General features: G+C 34.1%; 16 protein-coding genes. 15 read left to right on the top strand and 1 reads right to left on the bottom strand.

What is annotated here, in order from left to right:
- The first annotated feature begins 3 nt into the window (after window positions 1–3).
- From GTZ96_RS04810 to uxuA, 8 genes are all read left to right on the top strand, one after another.
- On the top strand, window positions 4–600 hold the full coding sequence (locus GTZ96_RS04810; protein ID WP_161641450.1) for a TetR/AcrR family transcriptional regulator: 597 nt from the start codon (window positions 4–6) through the stop codon (window positions 598–600).
- On the top strand, window positions 600–1940 hold the full coding sequence (locus GTZ96_RS04805; RefSeq protein WP_161641449.1) for a TolC family protein: 1341 nt from the start codon (window positions 600–602) through the stop codon (window positions 1938–1940). Before GTZ96_RS04810 ends, GTZ96_RS04805 begins: the two co-directional genes overlap by 1 nt.
- A gap of 1 nt (window position 1941) precedes the next feature.
- Window positions 1942–3009 (top strand): efflux RND transporter periplasmic adaptor subunit, encoded by a 1068-nt coding sequence (locus GTZ96_RS04800; RefSeq protein WP_161641448.1) that lies wholly within the window; start codon window positions 1942–1944, stop codon window positions 3007–3009.
- A 114-nt stretch (window positions 3010–3123) separates the two neighbouring features.
- Window positions 3124–6300 carry an efflux RND transporter permease subunit gene (locus tag GTZ96_RS04795; protein ID WP_161641447.1) on the top strand — a complete coding sequence of 1059 codons (3177 nt, stop codon included), beginning with the start codon at window positions 3124–3126 and terminating at the stop codon, window positions 6298–6300.
- 131 nt (window positions 6301–6431) lie between these two features.
- A complete protein-coding gene (locus tag GTZ96_RS04790; RefSeq protein ID WP_181033142.1) occupies window positions 6432–8027 on the top strand; it encodes a S41 family peptidase in 1596 nt (531 codons plus the stop codon).
- A 253-nt stretch (window positions 8028–8280) separates the two neighbouring features.
- Window positions 8281–9423, top strand: coding sequence for an ATP-binding protein (locus tag GTZ96_RS04785; protein WP_161641445.1), 1143 nt, complete (start codon window positions 8281–8283; stop codon window positions 9421–9423).
- 395 nt (window positions 9424–9818) lie between these two features.
- Window positions 9819–10556, top strand: coding sequence for an SDR family NAD(P)-dependent oxidoreductase (locus tag GTZ96_RS04780; RefSeq protein WP_161641478.1), 738 nt, complete (start codon window positions 9819–9821; stop codon window positions 10554–10556).
- 10 nt (window positions 10557–10566) lie between these two features.
- Window positions 10567–11742, top strand: coding sequence for a mannonate dehydratase (uxuA, locus tag GTZ96_RS04775; RefSeq protein WP_161641479.1), 1176 nt, complete (start codon window positions 10567–10569; stop codon window positions 11740–11742).
- A gap of 147 nt (window positions 11743–11889) precedes the next feature.
- On the opposite strand, the gene GTZ96_RS04770 is transcribed toward uxuA, so the two are convergent.
- Complete coding sequence (locus GTZ96_RS04770; protein ID WP_161641444.1) at window positions 11890–12255, bottom strand: toxin-antitoxin system YwqK family antitoxin; 366 nt, start codon at window positions 12253–12255, stop codon at window positions 11890–11892.
- Between the two features lie 297 nt (window positions 12256–12552).
- On the opposite strand from GTZ96_RS04770, the gene aspS reads away from it, so the two are divergent.
- From aspS to GTZ96_RS04735, 7 genes are all read left to right on the top strand, one after another.
- Complete coding sequence (aspS, locus tag GTZ96_RS04765; RefSeq protein WP_161641443.1) at window positions 12553–14301, top strand: aspartate--tRNA ligase; 1749 nt, start codon at window positions 12553–12555, stop codon at window positions 14299–14301.
- A gap of 128 nt (window positions 14302–14429) precedes the next feature.
- Window positions 14430–14624 carry a cold-shock protein gene (locus GTZ96_RS04760; protein WP_007137066.1) on the top strand — a complete coding sequence of 65 codons (195 nt, stop codon included), beginning with the start codon at window positions 14430–14432 and terminating at the stop codon, window positions 14622–14624.
- A gap of 240 nt (window positions 14625–14864) precedes the next feature.
- Entirely contained in the window at window positions 14865–15230 is a 366-nt protein-coding gene (locus GTZ96_RS04755) for an NADH-quinone oxidoreductase subunit A (protein ID WP_161641442.1), read from the top strand.
- 172 nt (window positions 15231–15402) lie between these two features.
- On the top strand, window positions 15403–15951 hold the full coding sequence (locus GTZ96_RS04750) for an NADH-quinone oxidoreductase subunit B (protein ID WP_161641441.1): 549 nt from the start codon (window positions 15403–15405) through the stop codon (window positions 15949–15951).
- A 1-nt stretch (window position 15952) separates the two neighbouring features.
- Window positions 15953–16474 (top strand): NADH-quinone oxidoreductase subunit C, encoded by a 522-nt coding sequence (locus GTZ96_RS04745; RefSeq protein WP_161641440.1) that lies wholly within the window; start codon window positions 15953–15955, stop codon window positions 16472–16474.
- A 32-nt stretch (window positions 16475–16506) separates the two neighbouring features.
- Window positions 16507–17745 (top strand): NADH-quinone oxidoreductase subunit D, encoded by a 1239-nt coding sequence (locus GTZ96_RS04740; RefSeq protein ID WP_161641439.1) that lies wholly within the window; start codon window positions 16507–16509, stop codon window positions 17743–17745.
- Between the two features lie 23 nt (window positions 17746–17768).
- Complete coding sequence (locus tag GTZ96_RS04735; protein ID WP_161641438.1) at window positions 17769–18299, top strand: complex I 24 kDa subunit family protein; 531 nt, start codon at window positions 17769–17771, stop codon at window positions 18297–18299.
- The last annotated feature ends 1 nt before the right edge of the window (window position 18300 follow it).

Genomic DNA, 18300 nt, shown 5'->3' with positions numbered 1-18300 from the left:
AAAATGAAAGATAAAATTATATCAAAAGCAACAGATATGTTCTTGAAACTGGGTTTCAAAAGCGTAACTATGGATGATATTGCAGGAGAAATGTGTATCTCTAAAAAAACCATTTACAAATATTTTTGCAACAAAGAAAAACTCATCGAAGAAGGAACCGAGGTAATTCACCAAAACATTCATAAACTAATGGATGAAGTTATTTCTAAAAACCATAACGCCATCGAAGAAAATTTTGAAATGCGTGAAATGTTTAAAGAAATGTTCCAATCCGTTGATCATTCCCCAGCCTACCAATTAAAAAAGCACTATCCTGAAATTTATGAAAAAATGATGGCTAATGAAATGGAAGATTGCCGTCAAATGTTTACTCAAAATGTCATCAAAGGAATTGAACAAGGACTTTACAGACCAAATGTAGATATTGAAGCTGCAACGCGATTTTACCACACATTGATTTTTTCAATAAATGAAAATACCGTTTTAGAACGTGACGCATACGAGCTGGAAGGAAAAGCATTAGAATATCATACACGAGCCATTGCAACAGAAAAAGGAATTATCGAACTCGAAAAAAATTTACTAAATATATCTCAATAATGAAACAATTACTTTTAATAACCATTCTATCATTTGTATCCATTACAAATGCACAGGAAAAAACTTCGCTATCACTCAAAGACGCGATTAAGTATGCTCTTGAAAACAAGGCCGAAGCTAAAAAAGCAAAATTGGAAATTGAAAAAGGCGAATACCAAATTCAGGAAATTCGTTCCAGAGCTTTGCCGCAAATCTCGGCAAATGGAAGCCTGAATTACAACCCGATACTTCAAACAACAGTTATTGACGGCTCTGCATTTGGAGCGCCGGGAACAACCATTCAAGCGGCTTTTGGACAAAAATGGAATTCTACTGCCGGACTTTCTTTAACACAGGCCTTATTTGACCAGGCCGTTTTTACAGGCTTAAGAGCGGCAAAATCAACACGTGAATTTTACCAGATTAACAATCAGCTAACAGAAGAGCAAGTAATTGAAAGAGTGGCTAACAATTACTACCAGGTTTATGTGTTGCGTCAAAAATTAGCATTAGTAGAAAGCAATTTAAAAACAACCACTAAAGTTCGTGACATAGTAAAAGGACAATTTGATAACGGATTAGCTAAAAAAATTGACTTAGACAGAATGACGGTAAATCTTTCTAACATCAATACTCAAAAGCAGCAGATTATCAACTCGGTACAATTACAAGAAAACGCTTTGAAATTTTACATAGGAATGCCTATTGATGCACAAATTGATATTCCCCAATCGGAATTTGAAGTAACACCGGCTGCTTTTTCAGAGACTCCAAATGTAGCTAACAGAAGCGAATATTTACTCCTTAAAAAACAAGAAGAACTATTAGTGCTACAAAAAAAATCAGTAATTGCGGGTTATTACCCAACACTTTCACTTTCTGCAAGCTACAATTACATTGGTCAAGGACCTGAAGTACCTTGGTTTGCCAAACCTTCTAATGGTGTTTATTGGTCTGATTTCTCTTCTATAGGATTGAATTTAAAAGTGCCTATTTTCACAGGATTTGGAACCAAAGCCAAAGTAAATCAAGCTGATGTAGAATTAAGAACAGTACAAGAAGACATCAAAGATGCTCAGTTATCATTGGATTTGGATTATAAAAATGCCAAAACTCAAATTGAAAACAGCATTATAACACTTCAAAATCAGAAAGAAAATATGAGATTGGCCGATGAAATCTTGAAAAACATCAACAACAATTATTTACAAGGCTTAGCTTCTTTAACAGACTTACTGGATGCTGAAAACGCTTCTACCGAAGCTCAGAACAACTATACTGCAGCAATTTTAGATTACAAGCTGGCAGAAATCAAACTTATCAAATCAAAAGGCGAACTAAAAACTCTTATAAATAATTAACATGAAAAAAAATATAACTACCGGAATTATCATTATTGCTGCTTTAGCACTGATAGGATTTATTTTAGCAAACAACAAAAAAGCTAATGAGGAGAAAATTGCCATTGTTGCTGAAAAAAACGCCAGTGTTTCAGTAAAAGTGGCTACTGTAAAAACAGAAGAAGTTTCATTAGATTTTGTTGCCAATGGAAACTTCGAACCAAAACAAGAACTAAGCTTAGAAGCAGAGAAATCTGGAAAAATAATTCGTGTACTTGTTAAAGAAGGAGATCGTGTAACTATAGGACAAACCTTAGCCATCATGAGAGGAGATGCTATAAACATTAACGCACAAGCTACCGAAGCGTCTTACCAAAATGCAAAATCAGACTACAGCCGTTTTGATAACGCTTATAAAACAGGTGGGGTTACTAAACAACAATTAGACCAGGCAAAAGTAGCTTTGACAAATGCCGAAGCGACTTACAAGCAAGCAAGGATTAATATTGGTGACACTAGAATCAAAGCTCCTATAAACGGAGTCATTAATGACAAATTCATCGAACCAGGTTCCATGTTAGCCGCTATGCCTCCTACTAAAATGTTCGAAATTGTAAACGTGAATACTCTAAAATTAAAAGTAACAGTAAACGAAGCACAGGTAGCCAGCTTAAAAACAGGCAACAATATTACTGTTAAAAGCAGTGTTTATCCAGACAAAGAATTCACAGGCAGAATTACTTTTATCGCTGCTAAAGCAGATAGTAGTTTGAGTTTCCCAATTGAAATTGAAATCACAAACAATGCTAACAATGACCTAAAAGCGGGTATGTATGGAACTGCTGTATTTAAATCGGCACAACAAAAACAAACCTTAACTGTAATACCTAGAAATGCTTTTGTAGGTAGTGTAAGTAGCAATCAGGTTTTTGTAGTTGAAAATGGAATTGCAAAACTAAAAACAGTTACTGCAGGAAGAATTTTAGGTGATAAAGTGGAGATCTTAAACGGCTTATCAGATGGCGAAACTGTTATTACAACTGGTCAAATTAACTTGCAAGACGGTAATACGATAGAAATTATAAAATAATTTGCCTGCAATAAGCAATAGATAAAAATATATGAAATCGCCATGATTCTAAATTAGAAATAAATGAAGAATGGCGGTATCATATTCCACTAAAAAAACAAATATAAGCTACGTATGAAATTAGCCGAAATATCCATAAAACGTCCCTCGTTAGTTATCGTTCTTTTTACGATTCTAACCCTTGGAGGACTATTCAGTTACAGCCAGCTGGGCTATGAATTGATTCCAAAATTCGAAACCAATGTAATCACGGTTTCTACAGTTTACCCTGGAGCTTCTCCAAGTGAGATTGAAAATACCGTTACTAAAAAAATTGAAGATGCGATTTCTTCTTTGGAAAACATCAAAAAAATTGATTCTAAGTCTTACGAAAGTCTTTCGATTGTATCGATAACATTGACATCAAACGCCAATGTTGACAACTCAATGAACGACGCACAACGAAAAATTAATGCTGTTTTGAGTGATTTACCAGATGATGCCGATCCGCCTTCATTGACTAAATTCTCTTTGAGTGATTTACCAATTATGACTATTGCTGCCAATGGGAAAATGGACGAAGCGGCTTTTTATGACTTAATTGACAAAAAAATCGCCCCTGTTTTATCCCGTGTTCAAGGGGTAGCACAAGTAAATATTATTGGTGGTCAGGAACGTGAAATTCAGGTGAACCTTGATGCTACAAAAATGCAAGGTTATGGATTATCAGTACCACAAGTTCAACAAATAATTTTAAGCTCAAACCTGGATTTCCCTACTGGAAATATCCAAACTCGCGAACAAAAAATATTAATTCGTTTAGCTGGTAAATACAAAAATGTTAACGAATTAAGAAACTTAGTAGTCTCTTCCAAAAACGGAATCCAAATTCGTTTACAAGACATTGCTGATGTACAGGATGCACAAAAAATTGCTGAAAAAGTAGCTCGTGTAGACGAAAAAAGCGCCATCGTATTACAAATTGTAAAACAATCGGATGCTAATGCGGTTGCGGTAAGTGAGCAATTAGTACAAACAATTGCTGCTTTAGAAAAAGATTACAAAGTAAACGAACTAAAATTAGCCATAGCAAAAGACAGTACCGTTTTTACACTGGAGGCTGCTGACTCTGTATTACACGATTTATTAATTGCGGTAATCTTGGTAGCATTAGTAATGTTGTTCTTCTTGCACAGTATTAGAAACTCATTGATTGTAATGATTTCTATTCCGGCATCGTTAATTGCTACTTTTATTGGTATTTATCTGTTAGGATATACATTAAACTTAATGAGTTTATTAGGTCTATCTCTTGTGGTAGGTATTCTGGTCGATGATGCAATTGTGGTACTGGAAAATATTTATAGGCACATGGAAATGGGTAAAAGCCGTATTCGTGCCTCTTATGATGGTACAGCCGAAATTGGCGGAACTGTAACTTCAATTACCTTAGTAATTGTGGTGGTATTTTTGCCAATTGCTATGAGTACGGGATTAGTATCTAACATTATTACACAGTTTTGTATGACTGTAGTGATCTCTACTTTATTATCCCTTTTAGCATCGTTTACTATTATTCCTTGGTTGTCTTCTCGTTTTGGAAAATTAGAACACATTGAAGGAAAAAATCTTTTTGGAAGAATCATTCTTGGTTTCGAAAAATTATTAAGCCGTTTTACAAATTGGGTAACTGAAATTTTAGAATGGTGTTTAGATCACTATATCAAAACTATCTTAGTGGTATTAGTATTGTTCTTTTCTTCAACTGTCGGATTATTAGGTGGTGGTTTCATTGGTGGAGAGTTCTTTGCTGCATCAGATAGTGGGGAGTTTTTAGTTCAAATAGAATTACCAAAAGATGCTTCATTAGAACAAACCAACTTTATGACTCAAAAAGCGGAAGCCTATTTGAAGTCCCAAGAATATGTCCACAGCCAAATTACTACTGTAGGTCAAACGTCAGAAGGATTGGGTGCTTCTCAAGCTACCGCTTACAAAGCGGAGATTGATGTAAAAATGATTGAGCAATCAGAACGTACTGATGACGCTTCAGTTTATGCTGCAAAAATGAAACGTCAATTAGAGAAAATATTGGTTGGTGCCAAAGTAAAAACCGTTCCAGTAGGTATTCTTGGTACAGCTGAAGATGCTACATTAGGATTAATTGTAACAGGACCAACCGTAGAAAGTGCCATGAAATTTGCCAAATTAGCTGAAACTGAATTAAGAACAATTCCTGGAACTACAGAGATTAAATTAACAGTTGAAGATGGAAATCCTGAGATTAATGTTAAGGTAGATCGCGATAAAATGTCGGCACTGGGATTGACTTTACAAACTGTAGGTATGACGATGCAAACTGCTTATAGCGGTAACACTGATGGTAAGTTTAGAGCCGGAGAATATGAATATGACATTAACATTAAATACAATGCTTTTGACAGAAAAAATATCAATGACGTAAGCAACCTTATCTTTGTTAATGACGCAGGACAACAAATTAAACTATCTCAATTTGCCAGCATCACCGAAGGTTCTGGACCAAGTAAACTGGAACGAAGAGACAAAACAGCTTCGGTTACTGTACAAGGTCAAAACATTGGAGTTCCTGCTGGAACAATTGTAACCCAATGGCAGGAAAAACTGGACAAATTAGAAAAACCTACAGGTGTAGCCTATATTTGGGGTGGTGATCAAGAGAACCAAAGTGAAGGTTTTGGTACTTTAGGGATTTCTTTATTAGCAGCTATCATCTTAGTTTATCTGGTAATGGTTGGACTTTACGACAGCTTTGTTCACCCTTTTGTGGTATTGTTTGCGATTCCGCTTTCATTCATTGGAGCCATGTTAGCCTTAGCATTAACTAACAATTCATTAAACATCTTTACCATTTTAGGAATCATCATGTTGATTGGATTAGTATGTAAAAATGCGATTATGTTGGTCGATTATACCAATCAACGAAGAGCAGCTGGCGAATCTATTAGAACAGCTTTAATCCAAGCCAATCACGCTCGTTTGCGTCCGATTTTGATGACGACTATTGCGATGGTATTTGGTATGTTCCCAATTGCATTAGCTTCTGGAGCTGGAGCAGAATGGAAAAACGGTTTGGCATGGGTAATTATTGGTGGATTGATTTCCTCACTATTCTTAACCCTGATTATTGTACCGGTGATTTATGAAATCATGGAAAAAATAATTGCTAAATTTTCTAAAGGAGAAAAAGTGGATTACGAAACTGAAATGGTTGCCGATTATGTGCACAAAGAATTAAGTGAAGACGGTTTCAACCCGAAACACACTATGTAATTCCCCTAATTTAATATACTTTAAAGAAACCATCCGAAAATTTGATTCTGGGTGGTTTCTTGTTTTTTGTAGGAATGGATTTATTATATTAGCGGAAATAAATACAAATTAGGTACAATTAAAACCCCATTATGAATAAAAAATTTCTTTTAGTTTCAGCATTGCTTTCTATCTTGTTGAATTCGTGCAGCAAACAAAGTCTGATGAAAATGGTAATTAAAACTCCCAAAATTGATTATAAAAATTCAGTTGGATTTAAATCTTTTTCAGACTTTCATAAAGACGCTATCTATACTGTAGAAATCATAAAAGAAACGTATCCCAGACTTTATGAAAAAATACCGAATTTTGATGAAAAATCGAATCAATTCATAGAAAAAGCGTCTCAAACAGTAACTGAAAAAAAATTTGATATAATACTCAAAAAATTTATTTCTATCCTCAATGATGGACATTCAAATTATTCTATAGATTTTAATAAATATGACAAAACCAGATATGGTCTGGGGATTTATAAGGAAAAAGAAAATTGGGTTATTGGAAACATCGATAAGGAAGTTGACAGTACCATAATTGGAAAAAAAATAGTTTCAATCAACAATATTCCAATTAAAGAAATAGAACAAAAAATAATTGAATTTGAAAGTGGTGAAAATGAACATTGGAAATACTTTCAATTTCTTTCTCATTATTCTTTTCCTTCCTATTGGGAAGCTATTGGAGTTAATAAACCTGAAAATAAAGAATTAAACTTTGTAGTTGAAAATCCAGAAGGAATTTCCAGCTTTATTTTAAAAGACAAAGAAAAAACAAAAATAAAGGGATATAATGTTAAGCCCAAAAAACCAAAATATCGATTCACATTTAAACAAAATAATGGGTTCTATGACACTATTTTCAAGAGTGAAAATATTGCCTATTTACAAATGAACAAATGCTTAGATTATGTCGCAATAAACTCAGAAATAAGAAATTACACTAATTTTATAACAAGACCAATTGCGACACATTTTTTTATAAAAAAAGAAGTTAGAGAAGCTAATTTCGGCAAATATCTTCAATCATTTTTTAAAAAAATACAAGAACAAAAAATTGAAAATCTCATAATTGATTTGAGCTACAATACAGGAGGAGACGAACGACTTGGAAAGCAACTTATTTGGTATTTAACAGAAAAAGAACCCAATGGTTTCAAAGAATACATAAATAATTCTGAATATTTTAAAACCCAAATTAAAAAAGATTATAGAAAGTATAATGCCTTATACAAAGTAAAATATCAAACAGATTTGCCCAAAGGAGAAGTAAATATTACCGAAAAACTATTCAACGAACCTTATTTTGAAAATATAACCAAAGAAAACAGTCCTTTTTTGTTAGACAAAACAATACCAAAATTCAAAGGAAAAGTTTATTTAATTATTGGAAATCAAACTTTTAGTGCAGCGCAAGTTCTAGCAACAACAATCGCAGATAACCATTTGGCAACAGTCATTGGTAAACCATTAGGCAATAAACCAACAACACAAACAGGAAGCTCGGCATTTAAATTACCAAATACAAAAAAATTTATCTCGATTTCATATGTCTATATTGAACGACCGGACAAAACGAAAAATCAAGAAAAATCATTAGTCCCTGATATTGAAATACACAATACTTTTCAAGACCTATTAAATGGTAATAATCGAGTAATGGAATACATATTAAACGAAATAAAGAGATAACTAAAACCGCTTTAAAAAATCTTCTTAAAAAAACTGGATACTAAGCAAATGCCTCCTGATTTCGTCCTATTCCCATCTAAAACGATACTTGGAAACGGTCCCCCTATTCACGAGCAAATAGTAAAAAACATAATAATTTTGGAATTGAATCCAAAAAAAACATAATAATTTTGGAATTGAATCCAAAAAAAACATAATTATTTTGGAATAAAAACTAAATTAAGTACTTTTGTTTTCTCAAAATCAATTCTTTATGATAAGAAGAGAACAAACAGCCTACGCCAAAGCACGCTTATTCAAAGGAAAAGCACTGCTGGTTTTTGGACCAAGACAAGTGGGAAAAACAACTTTTGTCCAAAACTTAATTGCCGACTTAAACAAAAAAACACTTTTCCTGAATGGAGATGAATCGGATGTACTTGTTTTATTCGAAAATCCAAACGTCAGTAAACTAAAAAATATCATTGGCGACAACGAAATTCTAGTCATTGATGAAGCGCAACGCATTACAAACATCGGGATTGTACTTAAAATTATTGTAGATCAAATTAAAACCGTTCAGGTTATCGCCACAGGTTCCTCGAGTTTTGAACTGGCCAACAAACTGAACGAACCCTTAACAGGAAGAAAATATGAAATGTTTTTGTTCCCAATTGCCTTTTCAGAAATGGTCACCCATAGTGGATTATTGGAAGAAAAAAGATCTTTAGAACAACGCCTTATCTATGGCAGCTATCCAGAAATAGTTACCAATCCTATAGACGCCAAAGAACATATAAAATTGATTGCCAACAGTTATTTATATAAAGACTTGTTCCTGCTGGAGCAAATCTCAAAGCCGGTATTACTCCAAAAAATTGTGAAAGCTTTGGCACTGCAAGTGGGCAGCGAAGTTAATTATAACGAATTGGGCAAACTCATTCAAATAGACAACAAAACCGTCGAAAAATACATCGATCTGCTCGAAAAAGCATTTGTAATTTTTAAACTTCCCGCTTTATCGAACAATGTTAGAAACGAAATAAAAAAAGGTAAAAAAATCTATTTTTATGACAATGGAATTATCAATGCGGTTACAGCTAATTTCAATCCGTTAGCTCTAAGAACTGATACAGGCAGTCTTTGGGAAAACTACATTATAAGCGAACGCATAAAACAACTGAATATTCAACAAGACGAAGCCAACTCTTATTTTTGGAGAACCACGCAGCAACAGGAAATAGATTATATTGAAAAAAACGACAACTCAATCTTAGCTTGCGAAATAAAATGGAACGCTAAAACCAAGTATAAGATTCCAGTCACTTTTTCGGTAAACTACACCAATGTAATATCAAAAATAGTTTCTCCAGAAAATTATGAAGAGTTCTTATTAGCCCCTTATAAATTACAATAAACACACACAAAGAACTAAGCAAAGACGGTTTTAACCCAAAACTCAGTATGTAATTTTATCCATTCAAGACAAAATAAGAGGCTGTCCGAAAAGACAGCTTCCTCTTTTTTAAATCTGTCTAGTCCTGAAAAAATTTGTTATGGTAATTATATATCATAAGAATATAAATTAAACAATGGTCATTCACTTTGGGAAGAAATGGCTTTAAAATAGCCCGAAGATGTTGAGGGGTTTCAATGCAGGACACCTACATAAAACAAAATGTATAAATTTGTGTACGAATAAAAAAACTCCTAAAGCAGTTGAGAAACCAACAAAATATCTGGAATATTTTGAAGATTTAAAATTCCCTTTTGCAGCCGGAAATTAATTATAAAAAGAAAACAATAAGCACAATGAATTCAAAAACAGCAATTGTTACCGGAGGAAATTCCGGTTTAGGTTTTGCTACAGCAAAAAAATTATGCGACAACGGCATTAAAACCTACATAATAGGACGTTCAAAAGAAAAAACGGAAGAAGCTTGTGCTGAAATTGGCACCAATGCTATTCCCGTAATTTTTGATTTGAGCAATTTAGATGGAATTCCGGCTATGATTGCTGAACTTACCAAAGATGCACCAATTGACATTTTAGTTAATAATGCTGGGATTAACTTAAAAAAAGAATTTACCGATGTTACCGATGAAGATTTTCTATCTATCATTCATACTAACCTTTTAAGTGTTTTTGCTGTAAGCCGAGAAGTTGTAAAAAACATGAAAGAACACAAAAATGGAAGTATTGTTAACGTAAGTTCTATGGCTTCTCAATACGGAATCCCAAAAGTAATTGCTTATTCGGCAAGTAAAGGAGCTATTGAAGCCATGACTCGTGCTATGGCAGTGGAACTGGCAACTTTTGGAATTCGTGTTAACTGTATTGCTCCGGGATTCATCAAAACTAAAATGTCAGCCACAGCTTTAGACAGTGATCCTGAAAGAAAAAACAAAGTTTTAGGAAGAACACCAATGGGATATTTAGGTGAACCAGATGATATAGCTGATGCGGCTTATTTTTATGCTACCGCCGAATCAAAATATGTAACAGGAACAATTTTACCAGTAGATGGTGGAAATAGTATCGGATTTTAATTTTTCTCCAATGATAAAAATGCAACACACCATGCGTTGGTTTGGCCCCCAAGACGCTGTAAATCTAGAAGATATTAAACAAGCTGGCGCAACTGGAATTGTAACCGCTTTACATCAGATTCCTGTTGGAGAAATTTGGACTATTGAAGCCATTCAAGAAAGACAAAACTTAATTAAAGCAGCAGGAATGGACTGGACAGTAATCGAAAGTTTGCCTGTTCACGAAGAAATAAAAAGAGCTTGCGGCGATTTCAAACAATACATCGAGAATTACAAAACCAGTCTAAGAAACATTGCTCAGTGCGGAATTAAGGTCATTACTTATAATTTTATGCCTATTCTGGACTGGGTTCGAACAGACCATAATTTTATTAATTCAGATGGCAGCAAAGCATTACTTTACAATCACATTGCTTTTGTTTATTTTGACATTCATTTATTAAAAAGACCCAATGCCGAAAATGAATATACAGCTGAACAAAAAGAACAAGCAATTGCTTTTGGCGCTTCACTTTCTACCGAAGAAAAAGAGCTGTTGTTTAAAAATGTACTTTTAGGGTTACCCGGAAGCAAAATCCATTTTACTGCTGAACAAATTTTATCATTATTAGACAATTACAAAGATATTGACGATAACAAATTAAGAGAGAATCTTATTTATTTCCTGTCTGAGGTAGCTCCTTTAGCAGAAGAATTAGGTTTGAAACTAGCTATCCATCCTGACGATCCTCCTTTCTCAGTTATGGGATTACCGCGTATTGTTTGTACCGAAGCCGATATTAGAAAAATATTTGATGCGGTTCCTTTAAATGCCAATGGATTATGCTACTGCACTGGTTCTCTAGGCGCTGATCCTAAAAATGATTTGGTTCAAATAATTGAAGAATTTGGCGATAGAATCCATTTTTTACATCTGCGAAATGTGGTTCGAGAGGATGAAAATATTTTCAGAGAATCAGAACATCTTAATGGAGATAATCCTATGGAAGCTGTTATGGAGAAATTAATAGTTCTTATGAATAATAAAAAAGTTAGTTTACCCATGCGACCTGACCACGGATTTCTCCATTCAATGGAAGACGGAAAGGACAAATATCCTGGTTATTCTATAATAGGACGATTAAAAGGATTAGCTGAATTGCGAGGATTAGAAATTGGAATAGGTTTTAAATTATTTCAGAAATAATTGATTTAAAAAACGAATCCGTATCCTAAAAATTTAGCAGATTCGAGACTGATTCACAGCCTAAAAACTGTAAAAGGTAAAATAATTGCATCAAAAAAGGCTTTTCCAAAAATCTGGAAAAGCCTTTTTTTAATTAACAAATTGTATTTAATCCACATTAGCAATAGCTTCTTTTTTCCAGTTTTTAACTGATGCTATTTTATTGTTTGAATAATCCACTTCATTTAAATTAGTAAATCCTTTTTCGCTGATTTCAGACCAGAAAAACCATTTACCTACTTTTTTCCCATTTTTATATTCACCCAATGCTGTTTTGTTTCCATTCTCATCATAAGAAACCCAAGTTCCTTCTAATTTTCCTTTAACAAAGAAACCTTCTTGTAGTACTTGACCATTTTCATGAAAATAAGTGGCTTTTACTTTTTTCCCAAATGGCTCTAAAACTGGCTTCACATCTTGAGCAAAAATAACCCCTGAGAATAATACTGCTACTAAAATTACAAACTTTTTCATATCGTTAATTATTAATTGTTTACATCCTTTTCACCAAAATTAGAAACAAAATTTACATTAAAAAAACATTTTGGTAACAATTTCATAACATAGACAAAAGCTTAACATTGGAAACTAAAAAACAAGAAAATTCTCTCCAAAAAGAGCAAATTAGAAGCATTTTAAATCAAAGAATCACTTTTAATGAAAAATTAAAAAAGGGAAAATGCAAAAAATCGTCTTTCACAATCTAAAATTCATAATTAGTCCTAAATTTGCACTCGCGCTAAAAAGAGCAAAAAAACTAAAATTTATACCATGTATAGAAGTCATAACTGTGGCGAGTTGAACGCCTCACATATCAATACCGAAGTTACACTTGCGGGTTGGGTTCAAAAATCACGTGATAAAGGATTCATGAATTGGGTCGATTTAAGAGACCGTTATGGAATAACACAATTAATTTTCGACGAAAGTCGTACAGAAAAAACAGTATTCGAATTAGCAAAAACCCTTGGAAGAGAATTTGTAATTCAAGTTAAGGGAACTGTTATCGAAAGAGAAGCTAAAAACAAAAACATCCCAACAGGTGAAATCGAAATTTTAGTTACTGAACTAAACATTTTAAATGCAGCGCTGACTCCTCCATTCACGATTGAAGATGAAACCGATGGTGGTGAAGATATCAGAATGAAATACCGATATTTAGATATCAGAAGAAATCCGGTAAAAAACAGTTTGCTTTTCCGTCACAAAGTGGCAATGGAAGTACGTAAATATTTGTCTGATTTGGATTTTTGCGAAGTAGAAACTCCTTATTTAATCAAATCAACTCCTGAAGGAGCAAGAGATTTTGTTGTTCCTTCCCGTATGAACGAAGGACAATTTTATGCTTTGCCACAATCACCACAAACGTTCAAACAATTATTGATGGTAGGTGGAATGGACAAATATTTCCAAATTGTGAAATGTTTCCGTGACGAAGATTTACGTGCCGACCGTCAACCTGAATTCACACAAATCGATTGCGAAATGGCATTTGTGGAACAAGAAGATATTTTGAACATATTTGAAGGTTTAACGCGTCATTTGCTAAAAGAAATCAAAGGAATTGAAGTAGACAAATTTCCTCGTATGACTTATGAGCATGCGATAAAAACCTACGGAAATGACAAACCAGACATTCGTTTTGGGATGGAATTTGGAGAATTAAACGAATTTGCTCAACATAAAGAATTTCCGGTATTCAACGCTGCTGAATTAGTAGTGGGAATTGCTGTTCCAGGCGTTGGAAATTATACCCGTAAAGAAATTGATGCCTTAATTGACTGGGTAAAACGTCCACAAGTGGGTGCATCAGGAATGGTGTATGCAAAATGCAACGAAGACGGTACTTTCAAATCGTCGGTAGATAAATTCTACGACCAGGACGATTTAACTAATTGGGCTAAAGCAACCGGAGCTAAAGCAGGCGATATGATTTTTGTGCTTTCAGGTCCGGCTAATAAAACCAGAGCACAATTGAGTGCTTTAAGAATGGAAGTAGCAACTCGTTTAGGATTGCGTAATCCAGCAGTTTTTGCACCTCTTTGGGTAGTTGATTTCCCTTTATTAGAATTAGACGAAGAAAGTGATCGTTACCACGCGATGCACCATCCATTTACATCTCCAAAACCAGAAGACATGCAATTATTAGAAACCGAACCCGGAAAAGTTCGTGCTAATGCTTACGACATGGTTTTAAACGGAAATGAAATTGGAGGAGGTTCTATCCGTATTCACGATAAAGCAACCCAACAATTGATGTTTAAATATTTAGGCTTCTCTGAAGAAGAAGCAAAAGCACAATTCGGATTCTTAATGGATGCCTTCCAATTTGGAGCGCCACCACATGGAGGTTTGGCTTTTGGATTGGATCGATTAGTAGCTATTTTAGGTGGTCAGGAAACCATTCGTGACTTCATTGCTTTCCCTAAAAATAACTCAGGAAGAGACGTGATGATTGATGCTCCTTCGGCCATTGACAGCGCGCAATTAAACGAATTACACATCCAATTAGATTTATAATAAATATCTTTCGAAAAGGCCTGAATACACTGAATATCAATTATTTTATGAAAAAAATTGATATTAATGATTTTCGTATTATATTAAACATTACATTTGCTTCATTATAAATTATTATTACTATTACAATGCGTACAGGTACAGTTAAATTTTTCAATGAGTCTAAAGGTTACGGATTCATTACAGACGAAGAAACAGGAAAAGACATTTTTGTTCACGCTTCAGGAATCAACGCGGAAGAATTACGCGAAGGTGACAGAGTTAGCTACGAAGAAGAAGAAGGAAGAAAAGGAAAAGTTGCTGCTAAAGTTGCAGTTATCTAAACAAAATATTTTTTTGTTACGAATGCTAAAAAAAACGTTTCGATTTATTTCGGAACGTTTTTTTTTTAATTAAATCTTAAATTTTTAGTTTTTTTTAAGAAAACTAAAAAAAGCTTATTTATAATCGTTAAAAATTAGAAAAAAACTCCTTAAAATCAAGCACTAATTTTCATAGTCCGCTTGTGTTTTATAACATTGAAGCATATCTTTGTGACTTATTTTAGCACAAAATTTATTATTATGCAATCAGGACAATTCAATTACTTCCCAATACTAATGCAAGCTTTACTTGCCATAGGTTTTGTAGTAGCTACCATCATTATTTCTGGGAAATTAGGACCTAAAAGAAAATCTGCAATTAAGGATAAAAACTTTGAGTGCGGAATTGAATCTGTAGGTAATGCACGTATTCCTTTCTCTGTAAAATACTTCCTTGTTGCTATTTTATTTGTGCTGTTTGACATTGAAGTGATCTTCCTTTATCCATGGGCTATTAACTTCAAAGAACTTGGAATAGAAGGAATGATAAAAATGGTGGTGTTCATGGCTTTGCTTTTAGTTGGTTTTTTCTATATCATCAAAAAGAAAGCTTTACAATGGGAATAGAAAGATTGTAGATTTTAGATTCGTGATTTTAGACTTAGGATTTGGTTGTCATCCAGCCTCGTTTAGAATTAAAATATAAACTCTTCAAACTATAAAAATTGATTTAAAAATTGATTTTACTTTTTAGAATTTTTCAAAATCTAAAATCTAAAATCAGCAATCTAAGATTAAAATGAGCGATTCAAAAATAAAAATGGTTGCCCCTCCTGAAGGTGTTGTAGGCGAAGGATTTTTTGCCACAAAACTAAATGACGTTGTAGGTTTGGCTCGTGCCAATTCGCTTTGGCCATTGCCTTTTGCAACTTCTTGTTGCGGTATTGAATTTATGGCCACTATGGCATCTCATTATGACTTGGCACGTTTTGGTTCTGAACGTGTGAGTTTCTCTCCACGTCAGGCTGACATGTTGATGGTTATGGGAACTATTTCTAAAAAAATGGCTCCTATTTTACGTCAGGTTTACGAACAAATGGCTGAACCTAGATGGGTAATCTCTGTTGGCGCCTGCGCCTGTTCAGGTGGAATATTCGATACTTACTCTGTTCTTCAGGGAATTGACAAAGTAATCCCTGTTGACGTTTATGTTCCGGGTTGCCCTCCAAGACCTGAACAAATTGTTGATGGCGTGATGAAATTACAGGAACTAGTAAAATCAGAATCTGTAAGAAGAAGAAGTTCGCCGGAGTATCAAGAATTATTAGCTTCTTATAATATCAAATAAAATGGCATTAGAAAACACAGCTATTCAAGAAAAATTAGTAGCAACTTTTGCAGAAGATGTTTTTAATTTCCAACAGGAAAGAGATATTTTCTCCTTTGAAATAAATGCTCACAAAAATACCGCTATCATTTTATTCTTAAAAAACGATCCCGATTTACGTTTTCATTTCTTAACTGATTTATGTGGTATTCATTATCCTGAAAATCCGGTAGAAAAACAATTTGCGGTTGTATATCTTCTACACAATTGGTACGAAAACAAACGTATTAAAATCAAAACTTTTATTAACGGAGAAAATCCAGAAATAAAAACACTATCAAATATTTTCTTATCGTCTAATTGGATGGAAAGAGAAACCTATGACTTCTATGGTTTTAATTTTATTGGTCACCCACAGTTGAAACGTATTTTGAATATGGATGAAATGACTTCTTTTCCTATGCGTAAAGAATTCCCATTGGAAGACGGAGGAAGAACCGATAAAGACGACCGTTTCTTCGGTAGAACAATAGACAATTGCTAAAAAAACAATATATAATTTTTCACATTCTATAAATGTCAGAACTATTATTACCACCAGAGCATCGCTATGCTAAAATAATAAAAGAGCAACTAAATGAAGATGGAAACGAGCTTTCTATCCTGAATTTAGGGCCTACTCACCCAGCTACTCACGGAATTTTCCAAAATATTCTGTTGATGGATGGAGAACGCATTTTAGATGCTGAACCAACTATTGGTTATATCCATCGTGCTTTTGAAAAAATTGCCGAAAATCGTCCGTTTTACCAAATTACTCCTCTTACCGATCGTATGAACTATTGCTCCTCTCCTATCAACAACATGGGATGGTGGATGACTTTAGAAAAATTACTAGGTGTTGAAGTTCCTAAAAGAGCTCAATATTTGAGAGTTATTGTAATGGAATTGGCAAGAATTACCGATCACTTGATTTGTAATTCCATTTTAGGAGTTGATACCGGCGCATATACTGGTTTCCTTTATGTCTTCCAATTTAGAGAAAAAGTATACGAAATCTACGAAGAAATTTGTGGTGCCCGTTTGACAACAAACATGGGTAGAATTGGTGGTTTTGAAAGAGACTGGACTCCAAAAGCATTTGAATTATTAGACACTTTTCTTGAAGAATTTCCACCGGCATGGAAAGAATTTGAAAACTTATTCGAAAGAAACAGAATTTTTATAGACAGAACGGTTAATGTAGGTCCAATTACTGCCGAAAAAGCAATGTCTTACGGTTTTACTGGCCCTAATTTACGTGCTGCCGGTGTTGATTATGATGTACGTGTGGCTCAACCTTACAGCTCTTACGAAGATTTTGATTTCAAAATTCCAGTAGGAAAATCAGGAGATACTTACGATCGTTTTTGTGTTCGTAATGCCGAAGTTTGGGAGAGTTTAAGCATCATTCGTCAAGCCTTAGACAAAATGCCTGAAGGAAACGAATACCATGCTGAAGTTCCTGATTATTACCTGCCTCCAAAAGAAGATGTTTACAATAATATGGAATCTTTAATCTATCATTTCAAAATTGTAATGGGAGAAGTTCCCGTTCCGGTTGCCGAAATCTACCATCCGGTAGAAGGAGGAAATGGAGAATTAGGGTTTTACCTGATTACTGACGGAAGTAGAACTCCATACAGACTTCACTTTAGAAGACCTTGTTTTATCTACTATCAGGCTTATCCAGAAATGACAAAAGGGGCATTACTATCAGATGCCATTGTTATTTTATCCAGTTTAAATGTAATTGCCGGAGAATTAGACGCATAAAGATTTCAGATTTAGAAGAAAAAATGGAAAGAAAACATTACGAACAAGAAATAAACATGACAGAAACATTGATGAATCGCATCAATGAATTACTTAGTCATTATCCTGAAGACAAGAAAAAATCAGCTTTATTGCCTGTTTTGCACGAAGTTCAAGACGCTCACGACAACTGGATGAGCATTGAATTAATGGATAAGGTTGCCGAAATTCTTGGAATATTACCTATTGAAGTTTACGAAGTAGCTACTTTCTATACCATGTACAACCTAAAACCAATTGGGAAATACATGTTCGAATTTTGCCAAACTTCATGTTGCTGCCTAAGAGGAACCGAAGATTTAATGGATTATACCTGCGAAAAATTAGGCGTAGGCATTGGCGAAACTACAGCTGACGGACTTTTTGAAGTAAGAGGCGTAGAATGTTTAGGCGCTTGCGGATACGCTCCAATGTTGCAATTGGGCGATTTCTACAAAGAACATTTGACTAAAGAAAAAATCGATCAGTTAATTGCTGATTGCCGAGATAATAAAATAATATTACACGATAAATAAG

The sequence above is a fragment of the Flavobacterium undicola genome, assembly GCF_009909155.2.
GTDB classification, from domain to species: domain Bacteria; phylum Bacteroidota; class Bacteroidia; order Flavobacteriales; family Flavobacteriaceae; genus Flavobacterium; species Flavobacterium undicola.
This window is presented reverse-complemented; position numbering and strand designations above follow the sequence as displayed.

What these genes read in the sequence shown, in the direction of transcription:
- GTZ96_RS04755 (WP_161641442.1), top strand. Translation starts at nt 14,865, where the DNA reads ATGCAATCAGGACAATTCAATTACTTCCCAATACTAATGCAAGCTTTA.
- GTZ96_RS04795 (WP_161641447.1), top strand. Translation starts at nt 3,124, where the DNA reads ATGAAATTAGCCGAAATATCCATAAAACGTCCCTCGTTAGTTATCGTT.
- GTZ96_RS04735 (WP_161641438.1), top strand. Translation starts at nt 17,769, where the DNA reads ATGGAAAGAAAACATTACGAACAAGAAATAAACATGACAGAAACATTG.
- GTZ96_RS04745 (WP_161641440.1), top strand. Translation starts at nt 15,953, where the DNA reads ATGGCATTAGAAAACACAGCTATTCAAGAAAAATTAGTAGCAACTTTT.
- GTZ96_RS04770 (WP_161641444.1), bottom strand. Translation starts at nt 12,255, where the DNA reads ATGAAAAAGTTTGTAATTTTAGTAGCAGTATTATTCTCAGGGGTTATT.
- GTZ96_RS04785 (WP_161641445.1), top strand. Translation starts at nt 8,281, where the DNA reads ATGATAAGAAGAGAACAAACAGCCTACGCCAAAGCACGCTTATTCAAA.
- GTZ96_RS04780 (WP_161641478.1), top strand. Translation starts at nt 9,819, where the DNA reads ATGAATTCAAAAACAGCAATTGTTACCGGAGGAAATTCCGGTTTAGGT.
- GTZ96_RS04760 (WP_007137066.1), top strand. Translation starts at nt 14,430, where the DNA reads ATGCGTACAGGTACAGTTAAATTTTTCAATGAGTCTAAAGGTTACGGA.
- aspS (WP_161641443.1), top strand. Translation starts at nt 12,553, where the DNA reads ATGTATAGAAGTCATAACTGTGGCGAGTTGAACGCCTCACATATCAAT.
- GTZ96_RS04740 (WP_161641439.1), top strand. Translation starts at nt 16,507, where the DNA reads ATGTCAGAACTATTATTACCACCAGAGCATCGCTATGCTAAAATAATA.
- GTZ96_RS04805 (WP_161641449.1), top strand. Translation starts at nt 600, where the DNA reads ATGAAACAATTACTTTTAATAACCATTCTATCATTTGTATCCATTACA.
- uxuA (WP_161641479.1), top strand. Translation starts at nt 10,567, where the DNA reads ATGATAAAAATGCAACACACCATGCGTTGGTTTGGCCCCCAAGACGCT.
- GTZ96_RS04750 (WP_161641441.1), top strand. Translation starts at nt 15,403, where the DNA reads ATGAGCGATTCAAAAATAAAAATGGTTGCCCCTCCTGAAGGTGTTGTA.
- GTZ96_RS04790 (WP_181033142.1), top strand. Translation starts at nt 6,432, where the DNA reads ATGAATAAAAAATTTCTTTTAGTTTCAGCATTGCTTTCTATCTTGTTG.
- GTZ96_RS04800 (WP_161641448.1), top strand. Translation starts at nt 1,942, where the DNA reads ATGAAAAAAAATATAACTACCGGAATTATCATTATTGCTGCTTTAGCA.
- GTZ96_RS04810 (WP_161641450.1), top strand. Translation starts at nt 4, where the DNA reads ATGAAAGATAAAATTATATCAAAAGCAACAGATATGTTCTTGAAACTG.